At 43.0% G+C, this 16,545-nt stretch carries 13 protein-coding genes; 1 reads left to right on the forward strand and 12 read right to left on the reverse strand.

The annotated features are described in order from the left end of the window. Positions 1-83 precede the first annotated feature (83 nt). The 8 genes from ACWI_RS14985 to ACWI_RS15020 all read right to left on the reverse strand — a co-directional run bounded on the left by ACWI_RS14985 (position 84) and on the right by ACWI_RS15020 (position 9,960). Positions 84-2,585 carry an FAD-dependent oxidoreductase gene (locus tag ACWI_RS14985; protein WP_070372256.1) on the reverse strand — a complete coding sequence of 834 codons (2,502 nt, stop codon included), beginning with the start codon at positions 2,583-2,585 and terminating at the stop codon, positions 84-86. Then, the gene (locus ACWI_RS14990; RefSeq protein WP_070372257.1) at positions 2,582-2,872 is read right to left on the reverse strand and encodes an ArsR/SmtB family transcription factor; all 291 of its coding nucleotides are present in this window, start codon (positions 2,870-2,872) and stop codon (positions 2,582-2,584) included. The genes ACWI_RS14985 and ACWI_RS14990 overlap by 4 nt, the downstream gene beginning before the upstream one ends. Positions 2,873-3,296: 424 nt before the next feature. Further along, positions 3,297-3,722 carry a MarR family winged helix-turn-helix transcriptional regulator gene (locus ACWI_RS14995; protein WP_139142390.1) on the reverse strand — a complete coding sequence of 142 codons (426 nt, stop codon included), beginning with the start codon at positions 3,720-3,722 and terminating at the stop codon, positions 3,297-3,299. A 75-nt stretch (positions 3,723-3,797) separates the two neighbouring features. Beyond that, a complete protein-coding gene (locus ACWI_RS15000; RefSeq protein ID WP_070372258.1) occupies positions 3,798-4,277 on the reverse strand; it encodes a glutathione peroxidase in 480 nt (159 codons plus the stop codon). Positions 4,278-4,424: 147 nt separating this feature from the next. Continuing rightward, positions 4,425-5,711, reverse strand: a complete 1,287-nt coding sequence (locus ACWI_RS15005; protein ID WP_070372259.1) for a helix-turn-helix transcriptional regulator — start codon at positions 5,709-5,711, stop codon at positions 4,425-4,427. A 296-nt stretch (positions 5,712-6,007) separates the two neighbouring features. After that, the gene (locus tag ACWI_RS15010) at positions 6,008-7,000 is read right to left on the reverse strand and encodes a sensor domain-containing diguanylate cyclase (RefSeq protein ID WP_070372260.1); all 993 of its coding nucleotides are present in this window, start codon (positions 6,998-7,000) and stop codon (positions 6,008-6,010) included. A gap of 198 nt (positions 7,001-7,198) precedes the next feature. Further along, complete coding sequence (locus ACWI_RS15015) at positions 7,199-9,082, reverse strand: leucine-rich repeat domain-containing protein (RefSeq protein ID WP_070372261.1); 1,884 nt, start codon at positions 9,080-9,082, stop codon at positions 7,199-7,201. A 50-nt stretch (positions 9,083-9,132) separates the two neighbouring features. Further along, positions 9,133-9,960: a CheR family methyltransferase gene (locus ACWI_RS15020; protein ID WP_070372262.1), complete on the reverse strand. Its 828-nt coding sequence runs from the start codon at positions 9,958-9,960 to the stop codon at positions 9,133-9,135. Positions 9,961-10,193: 233 nt separating this feature from the next. Here ACWI_RS15020 and ACWI_RS15025 point away from each other — a divergent pair, with 233 nt between their 5' ends. Continuing rightward, complete coding sequence (locus ACWI_RS15025; protein ID WP_070372263.1) at positions 10,194-10,595, forward strand: bacteriohemerythrin; 402 nt, start codon at positions 10,194-10,196, stop codon at positions 10,593-10,595. Between the two features lie 82 nt (positions 10,596-10,677). Here the strand turns inward: ACWI_RS15025 and ACWI_RS15030 are convergent, their stop codons facing one another. Genes ACWI_RS15030 through ACWI_RS15045 form a run of 4 tightly spaced genes read right to left on the reverse strand, consistent with a single transcriptional unit; the run spans position 10,678 to position 16,529 of the window. Further along, the gene (locus tag ACWI_RS15030; RefSeq protein ID WP_070372264.1) at positions 10,678-11,073 is read right to left on the reverse strand and encodes a response regulator; all 396 of its coding nucleotides are present in this window, start codon (positions 11,071-11,073) and stop codon (positions 10,678-10,680) included. A gap of 1 nt (position 11,074) precedes the next feature. Beyond that, positions 11,075-14,242, reverse strand: a complete 3,168-nt coding sequence (locus tag ACWI_RS18605) for a PAS domain-containing hybrid sensor histidine kinase/response regulator (protein ID WP_084633736.1) — start codon at positions 14,240-14,242, stop codon at positions 11,075-11,077. Positions 14,243-14,299: 57 nt separating this feature from the next. Then, a complete protein-coding gene (locus ACWI_RS15040; protein WP_070372265.1) occupies positions 14,300-16,024 on the reverse strand; it encodes a methyl-accepting chemotaxis protein in 1,725 nt (574 codons plus the stop codon). Continuing rightward, entirely contained in the window at positions 16,008-16,529 is a 522-nt protein-coding gene (locus tag ACWI_RS15045) for a chemotaxis protein CheW (RefSeq protein ID WP_070372266.1), read from the reverse strand. The genes ACWI_RS15040 and ACWI_RS15045 overlap by 17 nt, the downstream gene beginning before the upstream one ends. Positions 16,530-16,545 lie beyond the last annotated feature (16 nt).

Here is a 16,545-nt window from a genome sequence, read left to right on the forward strand (position 1 = left end):
TAAACAGGCTGTTACAGAAATTTCTATCCTGCAACAGCCTGTTTGGTATTATCTATAAAATGGTTGTACAAATAAAATTTTGTTTATACAAATAAGGTGGTTCCGGCATTCTCATTACTGGCGATATAGGTTCCAACGCCTGCAAATTCAATCCCATCAATCAGTTCTTCTTCCTTAATCCCCATCAGATCCATACTCATGGTGCAGGCGATAAAACGAACCCCGGCATTCTGAGCTTTTTTAATCATCGTATCAAGGTCATCGACGTGTTTCTTTTTCATGATGCCCTTAATCATCGCCGGACCGGCCCCCAACATATTCATCATTGACAGTGGTAGTCGGGCAGCTCCCTTTGGCATCATCGCTCCAAACATTTTTTCAATAAAGGTTTTATTGTGACCTTTGCCGTCTCTTCTTCGCAGCGCATTGAGTCCCCAGAATGTGAAAAAGAGGGTGACGTTTTTCCCTTGGGCAGCGGCGCCTTGAGCAATGATCATCGAAGCCAGAACCTTGTCCAGTTCGCCACTAAAAACTACCAGGGTGGCATTTTTCTGAGTTGATACAGCGGGTATCAGGCTGCAGGTTTCGCCAGCATCCCCTTTTCGAATCACGCTGATAAAGTTTTTGCCCTGAGTTTCCTGCGATACCAGCGTATGGCCGTTGGTTTCGCACCAGCTTTTGATATCACTGACAAAGCCAAAATCAGTAGCAATAATCTGCACCAGATCACCGGCATTAACGCCTTGGATCGCTTCGTAAGTAGCCATCAACGGTCCGGGACATTGCAGTCCGGTGACATCCACCTTCTTCTTGATCACCTGGCTTCCATCACCGCCCTGATCGACGTCACCATCTCCGTTTCCGTCTTTCTTGGGGAGGCATTCGCCAATGGTGAAATCCGGCTGAGCCAGCTGATAGTGGGCCGATTTGTAGGTGCTGTAGCCACCCGATAAGTTATAGACATTGGTGAAACCATGACCTTTTAGGATACGTATAGCCAGATACGCCCGCTGGCCGACCTGGCAACTGACATAAATGGGGGTGTCCTTGGCAATAGGTATTTCATCGATGCGATCTCTTAAGGTATCGAGTTCAATATTGACAGCGCCCTTGATGGCACCGGCGCTAAATTCAATTGGCGTCCGGACATCCAGCAGAAAGCCGCCGTTTTTAATAATCTCGTCAATCTCAAACCATTCTACCGTTTTATAAACGCCGGTTTCAATGTTGCTGGCGATATAACCCAGGATATTGACCGGATCTTTGGCTGATGAAAAAGGTGGTGCATAACATAATTCAAAATCCTGAAGATCCAACACCGTCGCGCCGGTTTTCATGGCGGTGGCAATAACATCAATCCGTTTTTCAGTACCGTCTTGTCCAACCGCCTGGGCCCCTAAAATTTGGAGGCTCTTTGGATCATAAAGCAGTTTCAAGGCAATATTGGTGGAATTGGGATAGTAACCGGCATGATTGGCCCGATGTGCAATGACCACCTGATAATTTATTTTTTTTATATCCAGCTGGGCGGCATTATTGCCGGTGGAAGCAATTGTTTTGCCAAAGACTTTGGCGACAGCCGTGCCCTGAATTCCCAGGTTTTTTGTTTTAATTCCATTAATATAATCAGCAACAACCCGACCCTGACGGTTTGCCGGCCAGGCCAAGGGAATGGCGGTTTGCTTTTTAGTTACAAAATCCTTTACTTCAATGGCATCACCAATGGCAAAAATATCGGGATTAACGGCTTCGGTATCGGCATTGATGACTTCATAGTTTTCAGTTGTGACGATATGACCCCGGGGACCGCATTTGAGATTGGCATTTTTTGCAAGTGCGTTTTCCGGAACAACACCGATGGCTAAAATAACCAGATCGGCCTGTAATACCATACCGCTCTCCAGAACTACCTCGGCTCCCTGCTTTTGGAAATGATTCACCCCATCTTCCAGAATCAGATTAACACAATTGGCATTGATTTCCTGATGAACCAGTTGAGCCATTTCAAAATCCAGGGGTTTTAAGACCTGATTCATTTTTTCAACCAGAGTCACGTTGATTCCAAGCTCCTGGAGGTTTTCAGCCATTTCAACGCCGATAAATCCGCCTCCGATGACGACCGCCCGTCCGACCTTGCCGCCATCGACAATGGCTTTGATTTTGTCGGTATCTGGAATATTTCGGAGGGTTAAGACATTTTGGGCTTCTGACAAACCGGGAATCGGAGGAGCAATTGGTTTGGCACCGGGAGATAAGATCAGCTTATCGAAGCTTTCAGTATACACTTCATCGGTCTGGTGGTTTTTAACTGCCACGGTTTTGGCGATTGGATCAATGCTGATAACCTCACTGAAATTTCGGATATCCAGATTAAAACGTTTTGACATGCCATCAACAGTTTGTACCAGTAATTTTTGACGATCTTTAATCACATTGCCAATATAATAGGGCAACCCACAATTAGCAAAAGAGATGTACTCATCCCGCTCAAACAAAATAATCTCGTCATCTTCACTTAAACGACGTAGACGGGCAGCAGCAGTCGCACCACCGGCGACGCCGCCAATAATTAATATTTTTTTCATGATAAATCCTCTCCGTACAATGCCTTAATAATATTTTGAGCTGGTTTACTGATGACTTCGTAATAAATCTCATTTCCTGTCCGGTAGCCCTTGACAATGCCGGCATTTTTCAGCTTTGATAAGTGTTGGGAAACCCCTGATTGGGAAACTTCAAGGCACTCTTCCATATAGGAAACATTGCATCTGCCATTGGCGATCAACCCCTTTGTAATACATAAGCGGACTGGGTGTCCCAGTGCTTTAAGAATTTCTGCCGTAACCTCGTGATCTTTCAAATCCATTTCCATGAAAAACTCTCCTTGCATCAACATAATAAATCAGCCTATCATTATTATATTAGACTTTTCTAATATGTCAACTCTTTTTTATTTTGTTTTGCTTCCAACGCCTTAAATCGAATTTCTATCGTCAAAAATTCGATTAACGCTTAATTATTCTGAATGACGAAAAATGAACAGTTGTACCTGCTCTGCGAACAGTCAGGAATGTTACTCCTTTAACTGGTTTTTAATTGCTAATTACCTACACATTACCACATTCTAATACTTTAATCAAGGGGATTGTTTTGTCGTCTATTTTAAATAAAGTTATGAATTTTGTGATTCATTGTACAAAAAATGCTCAGTTTAATTTACTGAGCATTTGTTAGTATTTTTTTAAACCAAATAAACGGGGCTAAAGCCTTAGCATAATGAATAAATATGGTATTCCTTATTTAGTTCCTAATAACTTATATAATATATGGTATAGGGTAATTATTTCCTCTTGGGTGATGGGTAAGCATTCTTTAACTTTATCTGGAATCTGACTGGCAGGTTTCTTGAGGGCTTCGCCTTTTGGGGTGAGTTTAATAATCACGTTTCGCTCGTCATTGGGATCACGGTTTCGTTCAATTAATTCGATTGATTCCAGACGCTTCAATAACGGAGTCAGGGTTCCCGAATCCAGATAGAGATATTCGCCCATTTTTTTCACATTGATGGTTTTATGTTCCCACAGCACCATCATGGCCAGATATTGGGTATAGGTCAGTCCGATTTCATCCAGATAGGGTTTATAACGTTTAACCACCTCTTTGGCACTGGCATAAAGCGGAAAACACAATTGGTTTTCCAGTTTCAGTTGATCATTGTTCAAGTCAATCACTCCTTTGAAATAGTATACCAATCATTATACATCACAATTCTGTTGCAGGCAATTTTTCACAGGGGATTATTCGGCTAATAATTTTTTGATATCATTCTCAATTTTTTCGGGCACATCGGTTGGCGCAAATCGTTTAACGACCTGGCCATGTTTATTTACCAGAAATTTTGTGAAATTCCATTTTATATTGGAACCCAACATTCCTCCCTGCTCCTTTTTTAGGAAATTGAACAGCGGATCGGCGTTATCGCCATTAACATCAATTTTATGAAAAATTTTAAACGTGACACCAAATCGGGTTTCGCAAAAACTCTTTATTTCGTCATCAGAACCGGGGGCCTGATTGGCAAACTGATTACAGGGAAAATCAAGAATCTCAAAGCCCTGATCCTTATAAGTATCGTATAGCTCCTGAAGTCCGGCGTATTGTGGGGTTAGACCACAACCAGTGGCGGTATTGACAATCAATAACACCTTACCCTGATATTCTTTCATGGAAACATCCTGGCCAGTGGCGTCTTTTACGGTAAAATCATATATGTTCATGATCGTTCTCCTTTGCGTTATTACATTGTATGCAATTATTATACATCACAATTTAATGTCGTCAAGTGTTTTTTGCGAAGCTTTAGTACGATTTAAACATTGAATGCATAACTCAAATAAATTGAACCGTTACAGAATAAAACCTGCTCAAACTGGCTTTATTCCGTTAACCACACTGCGGATATTTCGGAGACTGTTTTTTACTTCTTCAGGAGAACAGACATGGACACTCTGGGGCAGATAATTTAAAAAATCCCTAAATACAATTACTATTCCAATTTCTCTGACAATCAGTTTTTGGATGCTCTGGTTCATCCGATTGAGTATGATAAATTCAACGACTTCTTCATTGACATGATAGCGGATGCACAGGTTTTTTGCACTACCAACTACGCCGTCTCGCAGTACCGAAATACTAGATCGAAGAATGCCACCTGTTTCCTGAGGTGAGATCGTAGTAGCAACACCCTTCTTTTGCGGATTGGCGCTTTGATCCAGGATCGTTTCAAGCTGATCAAATGCAATGAACTTTTCTGAGATGGTGCTTTTTTTTATTTTTTCAAATGCCGGCAGGGTGTGATCGACCCATTGTGCTGATTCTTTTTCAACAAAAGGTATGCATTTTCCCAGAATCATCTGGGATTTTTTCTGGTAATAGTCTAAAATTTCAGGATCTTCATAAATAATCGCACTTTCAAAATCCCGGTCAATGGTGATTACCTGCTTTGATGTGATAAAATAATTGGGAACAATAATACTGATATCATCATATATTTTGGTTCCTGAGTAGAAATAGTACGGCTCATAATCAATATTTGTGAGACTTTTTAGTAATAGAACGGTTTTGAGGATGTCGAGGTTATTTCCCAGTTTTTTCTTATTGACTAAGGGAATAATGTTCTGAATTTTTCCGCAGCGATGATTATGACAACTGATCCGCATAATTAACTCATACAAAAAATAGTGTTTGAAATTGATTGACATGATGACATGGGCATCTTCATTCCGCCCCATTTCTTCCATAAAACAACTTCGGATAATTCCCTCAATTTTTACCTGTCCGTTGATAATCCGAGCTTTTTCTGAAGCTAACTGGGTTTTTACGAGATACTCTTCCGTTTCAATCCACATTTTCTTCTGATTGGTTTGAGCACTGATTTCGTTATAAAGAGCAAAAATATCATGACTGTTTTTGAGAACTTCGCAATCGTCATACTCATTCTCATAAAGGGCGTATAATAACTTCTTTTTATCTTTGCTCAGGTTTAAAGCCACCATAATTTTCTGAAGATCCTCTAGATTAAGACGGCGCTTGCCTGACAAGAAATGCTGAAGGGTGGAGCGATCGACTCCCACTTCTTTAGCAAGTGAAAAAATTGTCATATTTTTTTCTTTTATCATTTCTTTTAACACATTACCGATTTCCTTGCTCATTCTTTCCTTCGTCTCCTCCTTCAGTTGTGCATTTTGGTGATTTTGGGGTAAGTTTAATTTAATTATTATTTTGCGATCATAACGTTTGCAGATTGATGCTTTTATTTTAACATTAAGATGCAAAATAATCAATAACAAAGAGCTAATATTCATATAATGATTGACATGCGCTCGCTTCTATCAGATGTTTTTTGAGCGCAAAAAAGCGCACGTCAGCCAGATGCTGCGTACGCATGATAAAAATTGGTTCAAAATGGTTTAAAGGTAACGCTTTCTGTAAGTGTGTCTGAAGTTTACTAGATATAATCGAGTTCTTTCTGTCGTTCCAATTGTCTTTGTGCGGCTTTAATGACCGACTCCGTATTATCTGACTCATCGTACTTGGTATAAAAACCAAAAGAAACCGAGAGTTTAATGGATTGAACCTTAACTTCGTCAAGACTCTTTTTAAAGCGCTCCAAAGCCCGCTCAACCTTGGCACCTTCGGTTCTGGGCATCAGAACAACAAATTCGTCACCTTCGTAGCGGGCCACCACATCATCGCCCCGAACGCCATACTTAAGAACCTGAACTGCTTTTCGCATGAGAATATCGCCAACAGCGTGACCATACTCACTATTGATCTTGGACATGCCATTGATGTTCATAAAAATGATCGATAGTGGGTAGTATTGCTCTTCATCCATTCGTTGCAGCTCTTTTTCATAGAACTTGCGGTTGTATACACCGGTTAATTGATCATAAAAGGACAAGGATTCCATGTTCTGGTCAAGACTGTTTTTTTCTTTAAGCATCTCCTTGATGAAACTCCGGTGCTCGGTGACATCCTGCATAAAGCAGAGGATCCCGATAATCTCACCATTGCTATTTTTGATTGGTGCCCAATGATTTTTACCAACAATGACATTCCCACTATCACCCTCATACTCTTCAAGGGACGAAAACTGTTCACCAGCCAGCACTCGATCAAAAAATCCCCGTAGATTATCCCGTTCCTCATTACTGTTAATGATATCCAAAATACGGGTTCCAATTGCAATGTCGGCCCCCCATTGATCTTTTGCCATTTCTTTATGGCGATTATTAAAGCTTAAATACCGATAGTCCCGATCCAGACCAAAAACAAGAAACTCATGGGTGGTTTCAAGCATGGTTTTTAGCAGGCTATTTGCCAACTCCAACTTCTCAGTCAAAGCTAGCACGGCTTCTTCAAATGACTGTTCTTCAAGTTTTTTTCGGTTATCTTCATTGATGGTCTCAATATTTACGACACTCATATTTTTACTCACTAAGCCTCAACCTCCAAAATTATTTAAATCTTAGATTTAATTAAAATATTCCTGTATTATTCAGGAATATTTATATATTGTAACATTTCCAACGTTAAGATTCTACTTTTTTTGCCTATAATTTTTGCATCATCATTATTTATAAGGCAACCTGGCTGAGGGTATCCTGTAATTTTTTATCCTTGCCAATGCGATCGTCTAAAGTTTAACCCCGTCTGGAAATCCGACTGAAAAGCCGGGTTGTTTAAGAATTTTCTGATTAGAGACGTCAATTTTCTCCAGTGCGTTACAGCCATAAAAGGCATATTCCCCGAGGGTTTCCAATTCATCAGGCAGATGAATTATGGTCAGATTGTCGCAGCCATAAAAACAACTGATGCCAATATGCTTTAACTGATTTGGTAGGATCATTTCACTGATTAAGACGCAATCTTTAAAGACATGACTGCCCAATGTTTCCAGTTGACTATTTTCAAGAAATGCAACGGATTGAAGGCGCTGGCAGCCAAGAAATACCGCTTCTTCAATTTCAATTACGGCATCAGGAATGACCAGTTGTATTAATGAGCGGCAGCCTTCAAACGCAGAGGTGCCAATCTTTTCCAGAACTCTGGCACTGTCTAAATTAATGCTATTTAACGATTCGCAGCCGTAGAAGGCAAAATCTTCAATAACTTTCAGGGTGCTGGGGATGGTCACCCGTTCCAACTGAGTACATTGATAAAACATACTGCGTTTGATGACCTCAACACCCTCGGGAATAACCACTGACTTTAGCTCAGAATCATGGCGATAGCCATGGCTTGCGGCTGTTTGAAATTCAGCAAAATCTTTAAAAACAAGTTCTTTTGTGCCATCCGCCTGATTAACGAGATCAGCTTCATTGTCAAAGCTGAGACCTGGATTTTTTTGAAAAAATGGCTTCGGTTCAGTTTTTGAGAAAAACCCCATTCCCTTTTCAATTGGTGCCTGCGAGGAGGCTTGGTCGTTAAAGGGATCTGGCTTGGAGTGATAATCGGTGGCTATTGATAAGTACTCATCAATTGTTATATCTGGCACAATCTCCGGCTCAAACGGTTTGACACTGGGTTCTGGCTCGACTGTTTCCTGTTTGACGCTGGCAGGCGTATCTGCTATGGGCTGATCGGAGCCATTAAATTGTTTTAGCACATTTTCTTTTTCTTTGAGGGCCAGGTCTGCCATGAGCATCTCGTTTTTGAGGTTATCCAATTCTGCCCGTAGCGGTAGTCGTTTTTCAGCGATGGGTTGTTTTACTGCTTGGTTTGCTTCCAGTTCATTTTGGGAGGCAAACAATTCGTTCTGGAGAATTTCCAGTTCTTTCTGGGATTGGCGGATTTTCTCTGTCAGTGTTTGAAATTCGTTTTCGGCATCAAAAAGATGCGCCTTCACGGTATGGAGTTTGCTGCGGGATAAATCGAGATCCTGACGGCTAGTCTCCAACTCCGCTGTGATCTGCGTCAGGGCGGCTTTTTTTAACGAAATTTCACTGTTAATCGCCATCAGTTCCTGATCAACTGCTGCGTTATTGCCCAATTCAATACTGTTAACAGTTTCTACTGCCGGATTCTGTTCAAAGATGACCAGATAAAAATCTTCTTTCTGGGCCGGGGAGCTTTCTTTTAAGAGCGGCAACACCCGAATGATAAGCCCCTCGGTAGCCTTTTTCCGTCTGACTGCAATGATCGGAGAATCAACCGCTAAGCGACGGGTGATAGCCTGGTAGAGCGTTTTATTCAAATCACGACGGAATTTTTTACGGGCCATTTTTAAAATGTTATTGACCCCGGCATAACCCTGCGTCGGCTCTAAAAATAACCCGGTATGACCGTGAACATAGCGAATCGTTCCCAACTGATCCACCAGCACCGCCACCGGGGCATAGGTTTTTAAAAGTGCTTCTCTGGTCAGTTCCATAACGGTTTGCTCGGCTGACCGAACTCTGCGGGTAATGGTGAAAAAGCACGGCCATTCCAGGGCTCCTATTTCAGATAAAACACGATCTTTAATCCGGTATTTTTTTTTCGCCTGCATTCCTGCAGTTACTTTATTTAGTTGTTCCATAACCGATCCTCCTCTACTTTTTGCGTTTGTTCCAGGTGGTGATGGCAAAATTAACAGGGCTTGCGATACACCGCTGGCATAATGAATTTAAAATTGGTCTGTTTCAGATTAAGTGACTCGGCATGACCAATAAAGAGATAGCCTCCGGGCTCCATATAATTGTACATCTTTTCGACTAAACGGTCTTTGGTTGCCTGATCAAAGTATATCATCACATTACGACAGAAGATAACATCAAACTTTTTCTTAAAAACAAAAGTAGGCGTCATCAGATTGAAACGACGGTAAATCACTTCATTCTTGATCGCATCCACAATCATCATGTGGTTGCTGTCATAACTCTGAAAATACTTTAATTTCCAGTTAGGCGGGAGTACCTGTACCCGATCTTTTTCATAAATGCCTTTTTTAGCGGTATCCAGAACCTTGTTGGAGATATCGGTTGCCAACAGTTTTTTGTCCCAAAGATGGGCCTCAGTTCCGAAAAATTCGGCCATGATCATCGCCAGCGTATACGGCTCCTCACCAGTGGAACTGGCGGCGCACCACAGCCGGATATCACGGTTATTTTCGGCTTCTTTTTTTTTCTTGAGATAAGGTAACACGGTATTCTTAAAGAACTCAAAGTGCTCCGGCTCCCGCATAAAAAATGTATGGTTGGTGGAAACCTTATCAATGAGCACCGAACTGGCTTCTCCGGTTTTATCAGAGATTAAATAATGATAATAGTCGGTAAAGCTATCAAAGCCCAACTCCACCAGTAGCTTGTGAAGCCGCCCCATCAGTAGAAGTTGTTTTTCTTTTTTTAACTCAATACCATACTCACTGTGAATATATTCCGTTAACATGGCAAATTCTTTTTCGGTGATTTGAATCATTTTTCCACATCCTCAATCCTGTTATCCGCATTCACCCGTCGTCTGACGATGCCCAACAACGGCAAATACTTAGACTAGTTTAACTCAGACCGGAGCTCTTGTAAATACTGAATTTTGCCGGTGTTGCTGATGTTTTTTCGGAATTTATCATCTTCTTCAGTAAATAATTTTCTTGTCAATCTGATTAAAAAAGGCTATACTGGAATAAATCTAATTTAGAATGGAGAATGAATATGGCAATCGTATGGACACCAGCTCTGTCAGTGGGCGTAGACAACATTGATTCACAGCATAAAATCTGGTTTGAAAAAGCAGATCAACTTTTTGAAGCCGGCAAGACCGGAAAATCCAAGGAAGTTATTGCGCAAATGTTTGATTTTCTTGACGATTATACCAAGCAGCATTTTAAAGATGAAGAAGCTTACATGGCCAAAATAAACTATCCCGAAATTGAAGAACAAAAAAAATTACACAAGGCGTTTATTGAAGAGCTGGCCAAACTAAAAAAAGATTATCAGGAATCCGGCGGAAATATCACCCTGATTATTAACGCCAATCAGATGATTGTAAATTGGCTGACCAAGCATATATCAAACGTTGATAAAAAAATTGGCACCTACGCCAAAACTCTATAAATCATCAAACCGCAGTCGCTGGCGATTGCGGTTTTTTTTCTGATTAAGTAGTGCAAACAGTTCTCCAACGGGATAAGACCATTTAAATAAATCCGATTTTCCCCAATACTGCTGTCAGTTTTTTCATGTCAAGGGGTTTTGATGCATAGGCATTGCAGTTATAATCAAAGGCTGACTGAACCACCGGGGTTTCTCCCAGAACGGTGGTCATGATTATTTTGCAGGCTTCGTTTTCCGGGATGCCTTGCTGACGTTCCAGATCCCTGATGGTTTTTAAAACCTGGATGCCATCAATTTTTGGCATCATCACATCCAGACAGATCAGATCATAGGGGTGGCCATCCTGACTGGCCAGGAGATAGGCATCGATGGCTTCCAGTCCATCCACCACCATATCGCAGTCGCCATAGCGGCTTAAAAATTTGGCCAAGAATTTGCGACTGACCATGTCGTCTTCCACAATTAAAATTCGTTTCATTTCAATTCTCCCGGGCAGCTCCGGCCTTTTGCGCATACCAGATTGCTGCGATTTGTTCCAGGTATTCACTGACTGCTCCGATCCGGCTTTTGCGGATTGCAAGTTCCATTTTAAAAACCAGATTTTTTAATTCTTCCGCATTCATTCCTTCAAATATTCCTTTCAGCTGATGGGCAATCACTTCCATTAGTTCCAGATTTTCCTGATCCAACAGTTGCTGCAACTGATCAATTTTTTGTGTAACCGCATTCGGATCCTGACCATTTGGCTTGGGTGGTTTTATTAAAGCAGCTTCCGACATCAGCTGCACGTGCACATCAAAGCGATTGGTTGCGAGTGGCACAAATTGATTTTTTGCTTGCTGCTTATTATCCAGATATTTTTTTAGCAGGCTCTGCATCTCAAAGCGATCCACCGGTTTAGACAGATAACCATCCATCCCGCTGGCTTTAAATGACGCTTCATCTCCTTTCAAGGCAAAGGCAGTCAGGGCAATAATGGGTGTCTTCTGATTAAGATGGTTTTCCTGTTTATATAGATACCCATCTGAAGGATTATAATGTTGGCCCCCTCGGATGATCCGGCTTGCTTCAAGGCCGTCCATCTTTGGCATCTGGATATCCATTAGAATGAGATCATACTTTTTTTGGGTCGCTGCATCAATACCCGCTACGCCATTTTCCGCCACATCGACAACGGCACCCATGCTTTTAAGCAATTTTGCTACAACAATCTGATTGACCGGATCGTCTTCCACCAATAGGATCTGACATTCTGAAAAACTGCTGTCGTCCCGGGTATCCATAGCAGTTTGCCCAGGTTTTTTAGTAACAAGCATTGGCAGAAAAACGGAAAAAGTGCTTCCGACCCCCAGTTGACTGCTGAAGGTCACACCACCACCCATCATTTCCAAGAGCTGCTTGGTGATCACCAGCCCCAAACCGGTCCCCCCGTATTCCCGGGTATAGGAACCGTCGATCTGGGTAAAGCTCTTGAAAAGCATGGAATAGTCTTTTACATCAATGCCGATCCCAGTGTCGGTGATGGCAATTTTTTGAATAATTTCGTAATTCTTTTCAGGAACGGGTTCCTGACTGACTATAATTTTAACCGAACCGGTATTGGTAAACTTGATGGCATTACTGAGCAAATTATTGATAATCTGCTTAAGGCGCATGCTGTCACCGATGACAAAGTTTGAAATGATGCTACGATAGTCGACCGATAAGTCAAGACCCTTTTCCAGTGCATGTTTTTTATGGGCTTTAACCGTCGATTCGATCAGATCCATGAGATTAAAACTCATCGGATTAATCATCAATTTTCCGGCTTCCATTTTGGCAAAATCGAGAATGTCGTTGATGATCCCAATCAGCGAGCTGACACAGACCTTGGCAGTCCGCAGATTATCCTGCTGCTCCTCGGTCAACGGTTCCAGGGCGGTCAGATCAATCATCCCGACAATGCCATTAAGTGGCGTTCTTATTTCGTGGCTCATATTGGCCAGAAACTCGCTTTTGGCCCGATTGGCCTCCTCCGATCGGGCAATGGCCTGTTTTAATTTAATTTCGGTTTTTTTCTTGCTGTCGATGTCAGATGACAGCACCGCAATATATCCAGCTTCAGGGCTATATATTGAAGCCTCCACCCACTTTTTCAGGCGAATCATATAATATTCTTCAAGTTGGATGTTTTCTCCGCAACTAAAGACCTCCTGAAAGCGATTGAACAAACCCTGACTTTCTTCGGTTTCCAAAAACCCCATTTCCGATAATTTGTGCCCAATAACCTCATCCCGCTTGATACCAAAGAGTCTTTCCGTAGCCAGATTCATTTCCACCAGTTCGGCATCAACCAGATTTCGGCCTTCATCATAAAGGGCTTTGAAATAGGAAATACTGCTGTCCATGTATTTAAACAGCGAGTAGTATTTCTTCTGACTTTTTATAAACAACTCTTCAGCAAAGCGTTCGTCATGGATATCCAGAAACATCCCAATCATGCCAGCATATTCCCGGTTTTTATCATAGAAGGGTCGACCCATTCCCCGGAAGGTGCGATAGGTATTGTTGGGGGCCAATAGCTCCAGCTCCATATTAAAGTTGGATTGTTCTTCCAGCGAATCTTTGAGAATATCGATAAAGCGGGTCTGATCCGCTTTTTTCATATGACTCCGGATATCTTCCAGAAAAGACTCCCGGGCAATGTTCATAAAGGCTTTAAAGGTCTGATTAATGAAATCGCAGCGATGATCGTGGTCAATCCGAAAAATCATCACCGGTAAGCTGTCCAGTATCGAAAGACTGGACTCCCGGGCTTCCTTTAAGCCTTTTTCATAGTATACCTGCTCGGTGATATCGTCCAGGGTAATAATAAACTCAGCGTGGTTTGCGGTGACAATTGGCAGTACATTAAGGTTAATATAGCGGATTTCCTCGCTGGCCTGGTGGATGAAATTAACCCTTATGGACTTATCCCGTACCACGGCTTTGTCTGAGATGGCCCGGGTTACAATCCGGCGAAACTGACAGCTGCTGCAATTAAGTGAATAGCCACAGCCGCCATTGGCACTAAACACGCAAACCAGAGCGTCACCAAAGGCCTTCCCGGTGACCTGGGTTTCCTCCAGCTTAAAGGTTTTGAGAAAGGCCTGATTGACCCGGGTGATAGATTGCTCTTCGTCAATCACCAGCATACTGGTCGGCAGCAGATCAAACATCATTTTAAGATTGTTGCGCTCTTTTTTTATGGTTTTCTCGGCTTCGATAATCCGGGAAATATCCCGAAAGACCACAACCTTTCCTAGATAGTCTCCCACGTCTGACAGCAGTGGCGACAAATGCGCTGACAAATAGCTTTTATGGCCGTCCGGTCGGAGATAATAGCTGCGTCGGGGCAGTCCCACGGCTGTTGTGACTTGATTGTTTTCGCCATATTCCCAAAATTGAATCGGTTCCTGTTGACCATCCCGATACAGACGCAATACGTCATTAAGGGGTTTACCCAAAACATCTGACAGTCGCCGCCCCAGTATTCTTAGGGCTTCAGCATTGGCAAAGTCCAGCTGATTATCCAAATCACAGGTAATGATCGCATCGCCAGCGCTATTTAAAGTTGACACCAGCCAGGCTTTATCTTTGTTTTTGAGATGCAGTCTCATTTCATCCATCTGATTACTCCCGTCACGTTTTTTCTGAAGTCATAGCCCTATCCCGATGACTGGCTGTCAGTATTTACCATACTCATCGTCACTGAGGATGATGGTTTTTGGGACTGGCGCATGGGTGCTCTGACCGGATCGCTTTTTAACCGACTGGCGGTTTTGTTCTTTCATGGTTTCAAACATCCGCATCATATCGGGGCTGACGTTTTCATAACCGGTCGCACCCATGAAACCGCTCCGTTTTAGTTTAAAGCGGGACACCTGTTCTTTAAGGAGTTCTGCCTGACTGGCCAATTCTTCGCTGGCGGCGGCCGTTTCTTGAGAGGTCGCCGAGGTTCCTTGAACAACATTGGCAATCTGGGTAATACCCTGATTGATCTGTTCCACACCAATCGCCTGTTCATTGGAGGCCACCGAAATATTATTAATCAGCCCGTAGACTTGTTCAATCGAGTCTACAATCGAAACCAGTGCAGCCGCCGTTTCATTGGCGATTTTAGTGCCACCTTCGACTTTTTTGATTGAACCTTCAATCAGGGCCGTAGTTTCCTTGGCGGCGCTGGCCGACCGGGCCGCCAGATTTCTAACTTCTACGGCGACAACGGCAAAGCCTTTGCCATTTTGTCCGGCTTTGGCCGCTTCAACTGCGGCATTCAGCGCCAGAATATTGGTCTGGAAGGCGATTTCATCAATTACCTTGATAATCTTGGAAATATTATTGGAGGATTCGCTGATGTCTTCCATGGAGCCCAGCATTTGTTGCATCCGGCTGTTGCCCTGGTTGGCATTTTCTTTGGTATCTTCAGCCAGCTGATTGGCCTGCTCGGCGTTTTCGGCGTTGAGCCGGGTTTGAGCGGCGATCTCTTCAATCGAGGCCGTCAGTTCTTCAATCGAAGAGGCCTGCTCGGTGGCACCCTGAGACAGTGAAATACTGGAATCGGAAACCTGCCGGGAACCTGAAGCGACCTGTTCAGTGGCTTCGTTAATATTGACCATCACCTCATTGATATTGGTGGCCATCCGATTAAAGGCGCTGGCCAGATCACCCATTTCATCTTTAGTATTGATGGCAATTGATACATCCAGATCCCCATCGGCCATCCGTTTGGAAGCATCCACCATTTGATGGACCGGTTTTTTGATGGTGGAGGCAATAAAGATCCCCAGCAGAATCGAAAGAACCATCCCGATAACGATCAAGATAATGGTCATAAAGGTTGAGGAACTGGCAATGGCACTATTGCCATCGGCCGTTTCGCCCGCCACCTGCAGTTTGATTTCAATCATCCGGGCAATATCACTTTCCATCTGGGCGGCGGCACTGGCATAGTCACCATTCTTCATCAGGGCAATGGCTTCGGCCTGTTTTCCCTGTCGTACCAGGGCAATGATGGCGGCACTGGCCTGATTCATCTTTTCTTTTTGAGCAATGGCGCTTTCCACCAGCTTTTTACCTTCTTCGGAAATCAGTGTCGTCTGAAAACTCTGTATTTTAGCATCAAACACCGTATTCTGTTCCTGAATACTGGCTTCCAGCCGGGCGATTTCATCGGCGTTACCGGATAAGATGATCCCGTTGACATCGTTGGTAATGCCTTTGTAAGCATCGGTGATATAAATCAGTTCGCCCAGAGGTACTGTCATTTTCTGATAGAGATAGGTATCCTGGCGATCCACCGTCTGGATGTTGATAACGCCCATTACCCCAATACCACCGGCAATCAATGCAACCACAACAAAACCGAGAATCAACTTTGTGCCAATTTTCAGATTATAAAACCATTTCATCCTTGTACCTCTCATCTTTCTGATTGATTAGAATTTCTACTTCCTGGTTGGATAATAACTTGTCACAGTCCAGCAGTTGTTTGACCTCATTTCCCACCTTGCCGATGCTCTTAATAAACTGGTTGGAAATGCCCGAGCTGAGCATTGGTTGTTCAATAATGTCTGCCGCTTCAAACGAGATCACCTCTGAAACACTGTCCACGATCAGACCAACGGTATTTTTTCCGACATCGATCACAATCACACAGGACCGCTCATCATAGGGGACAAATTCTTTCTGAAAACGCAGACGCATATCCATTAAGGGAATGATCCGACCCCGGAGGTTAAATATCCCCCGGACATAGGCCGGTAGCTCCGGGACTTCGGTAAAAGGCAGGATGCCAATAATCTCGGTCACATAACCAATCCATATTCCGTAGTACTCATTGGCCAGCTCAAAGGTTAAATACATCCCCTGTTGATCATCATCCTGATCAAATTCTTCGGTCGCTTCTTTTATCATCGTACCACTCCTATCT

The organism is Acetobacterium wieringae, from assembly GCF_001766835.1.
Lineage (GTDB): Bacteria > Bacillota > Clostridia > Eubacteriales > Eubacteriaceae > Acetobacterium > Acetobacterium wieringae.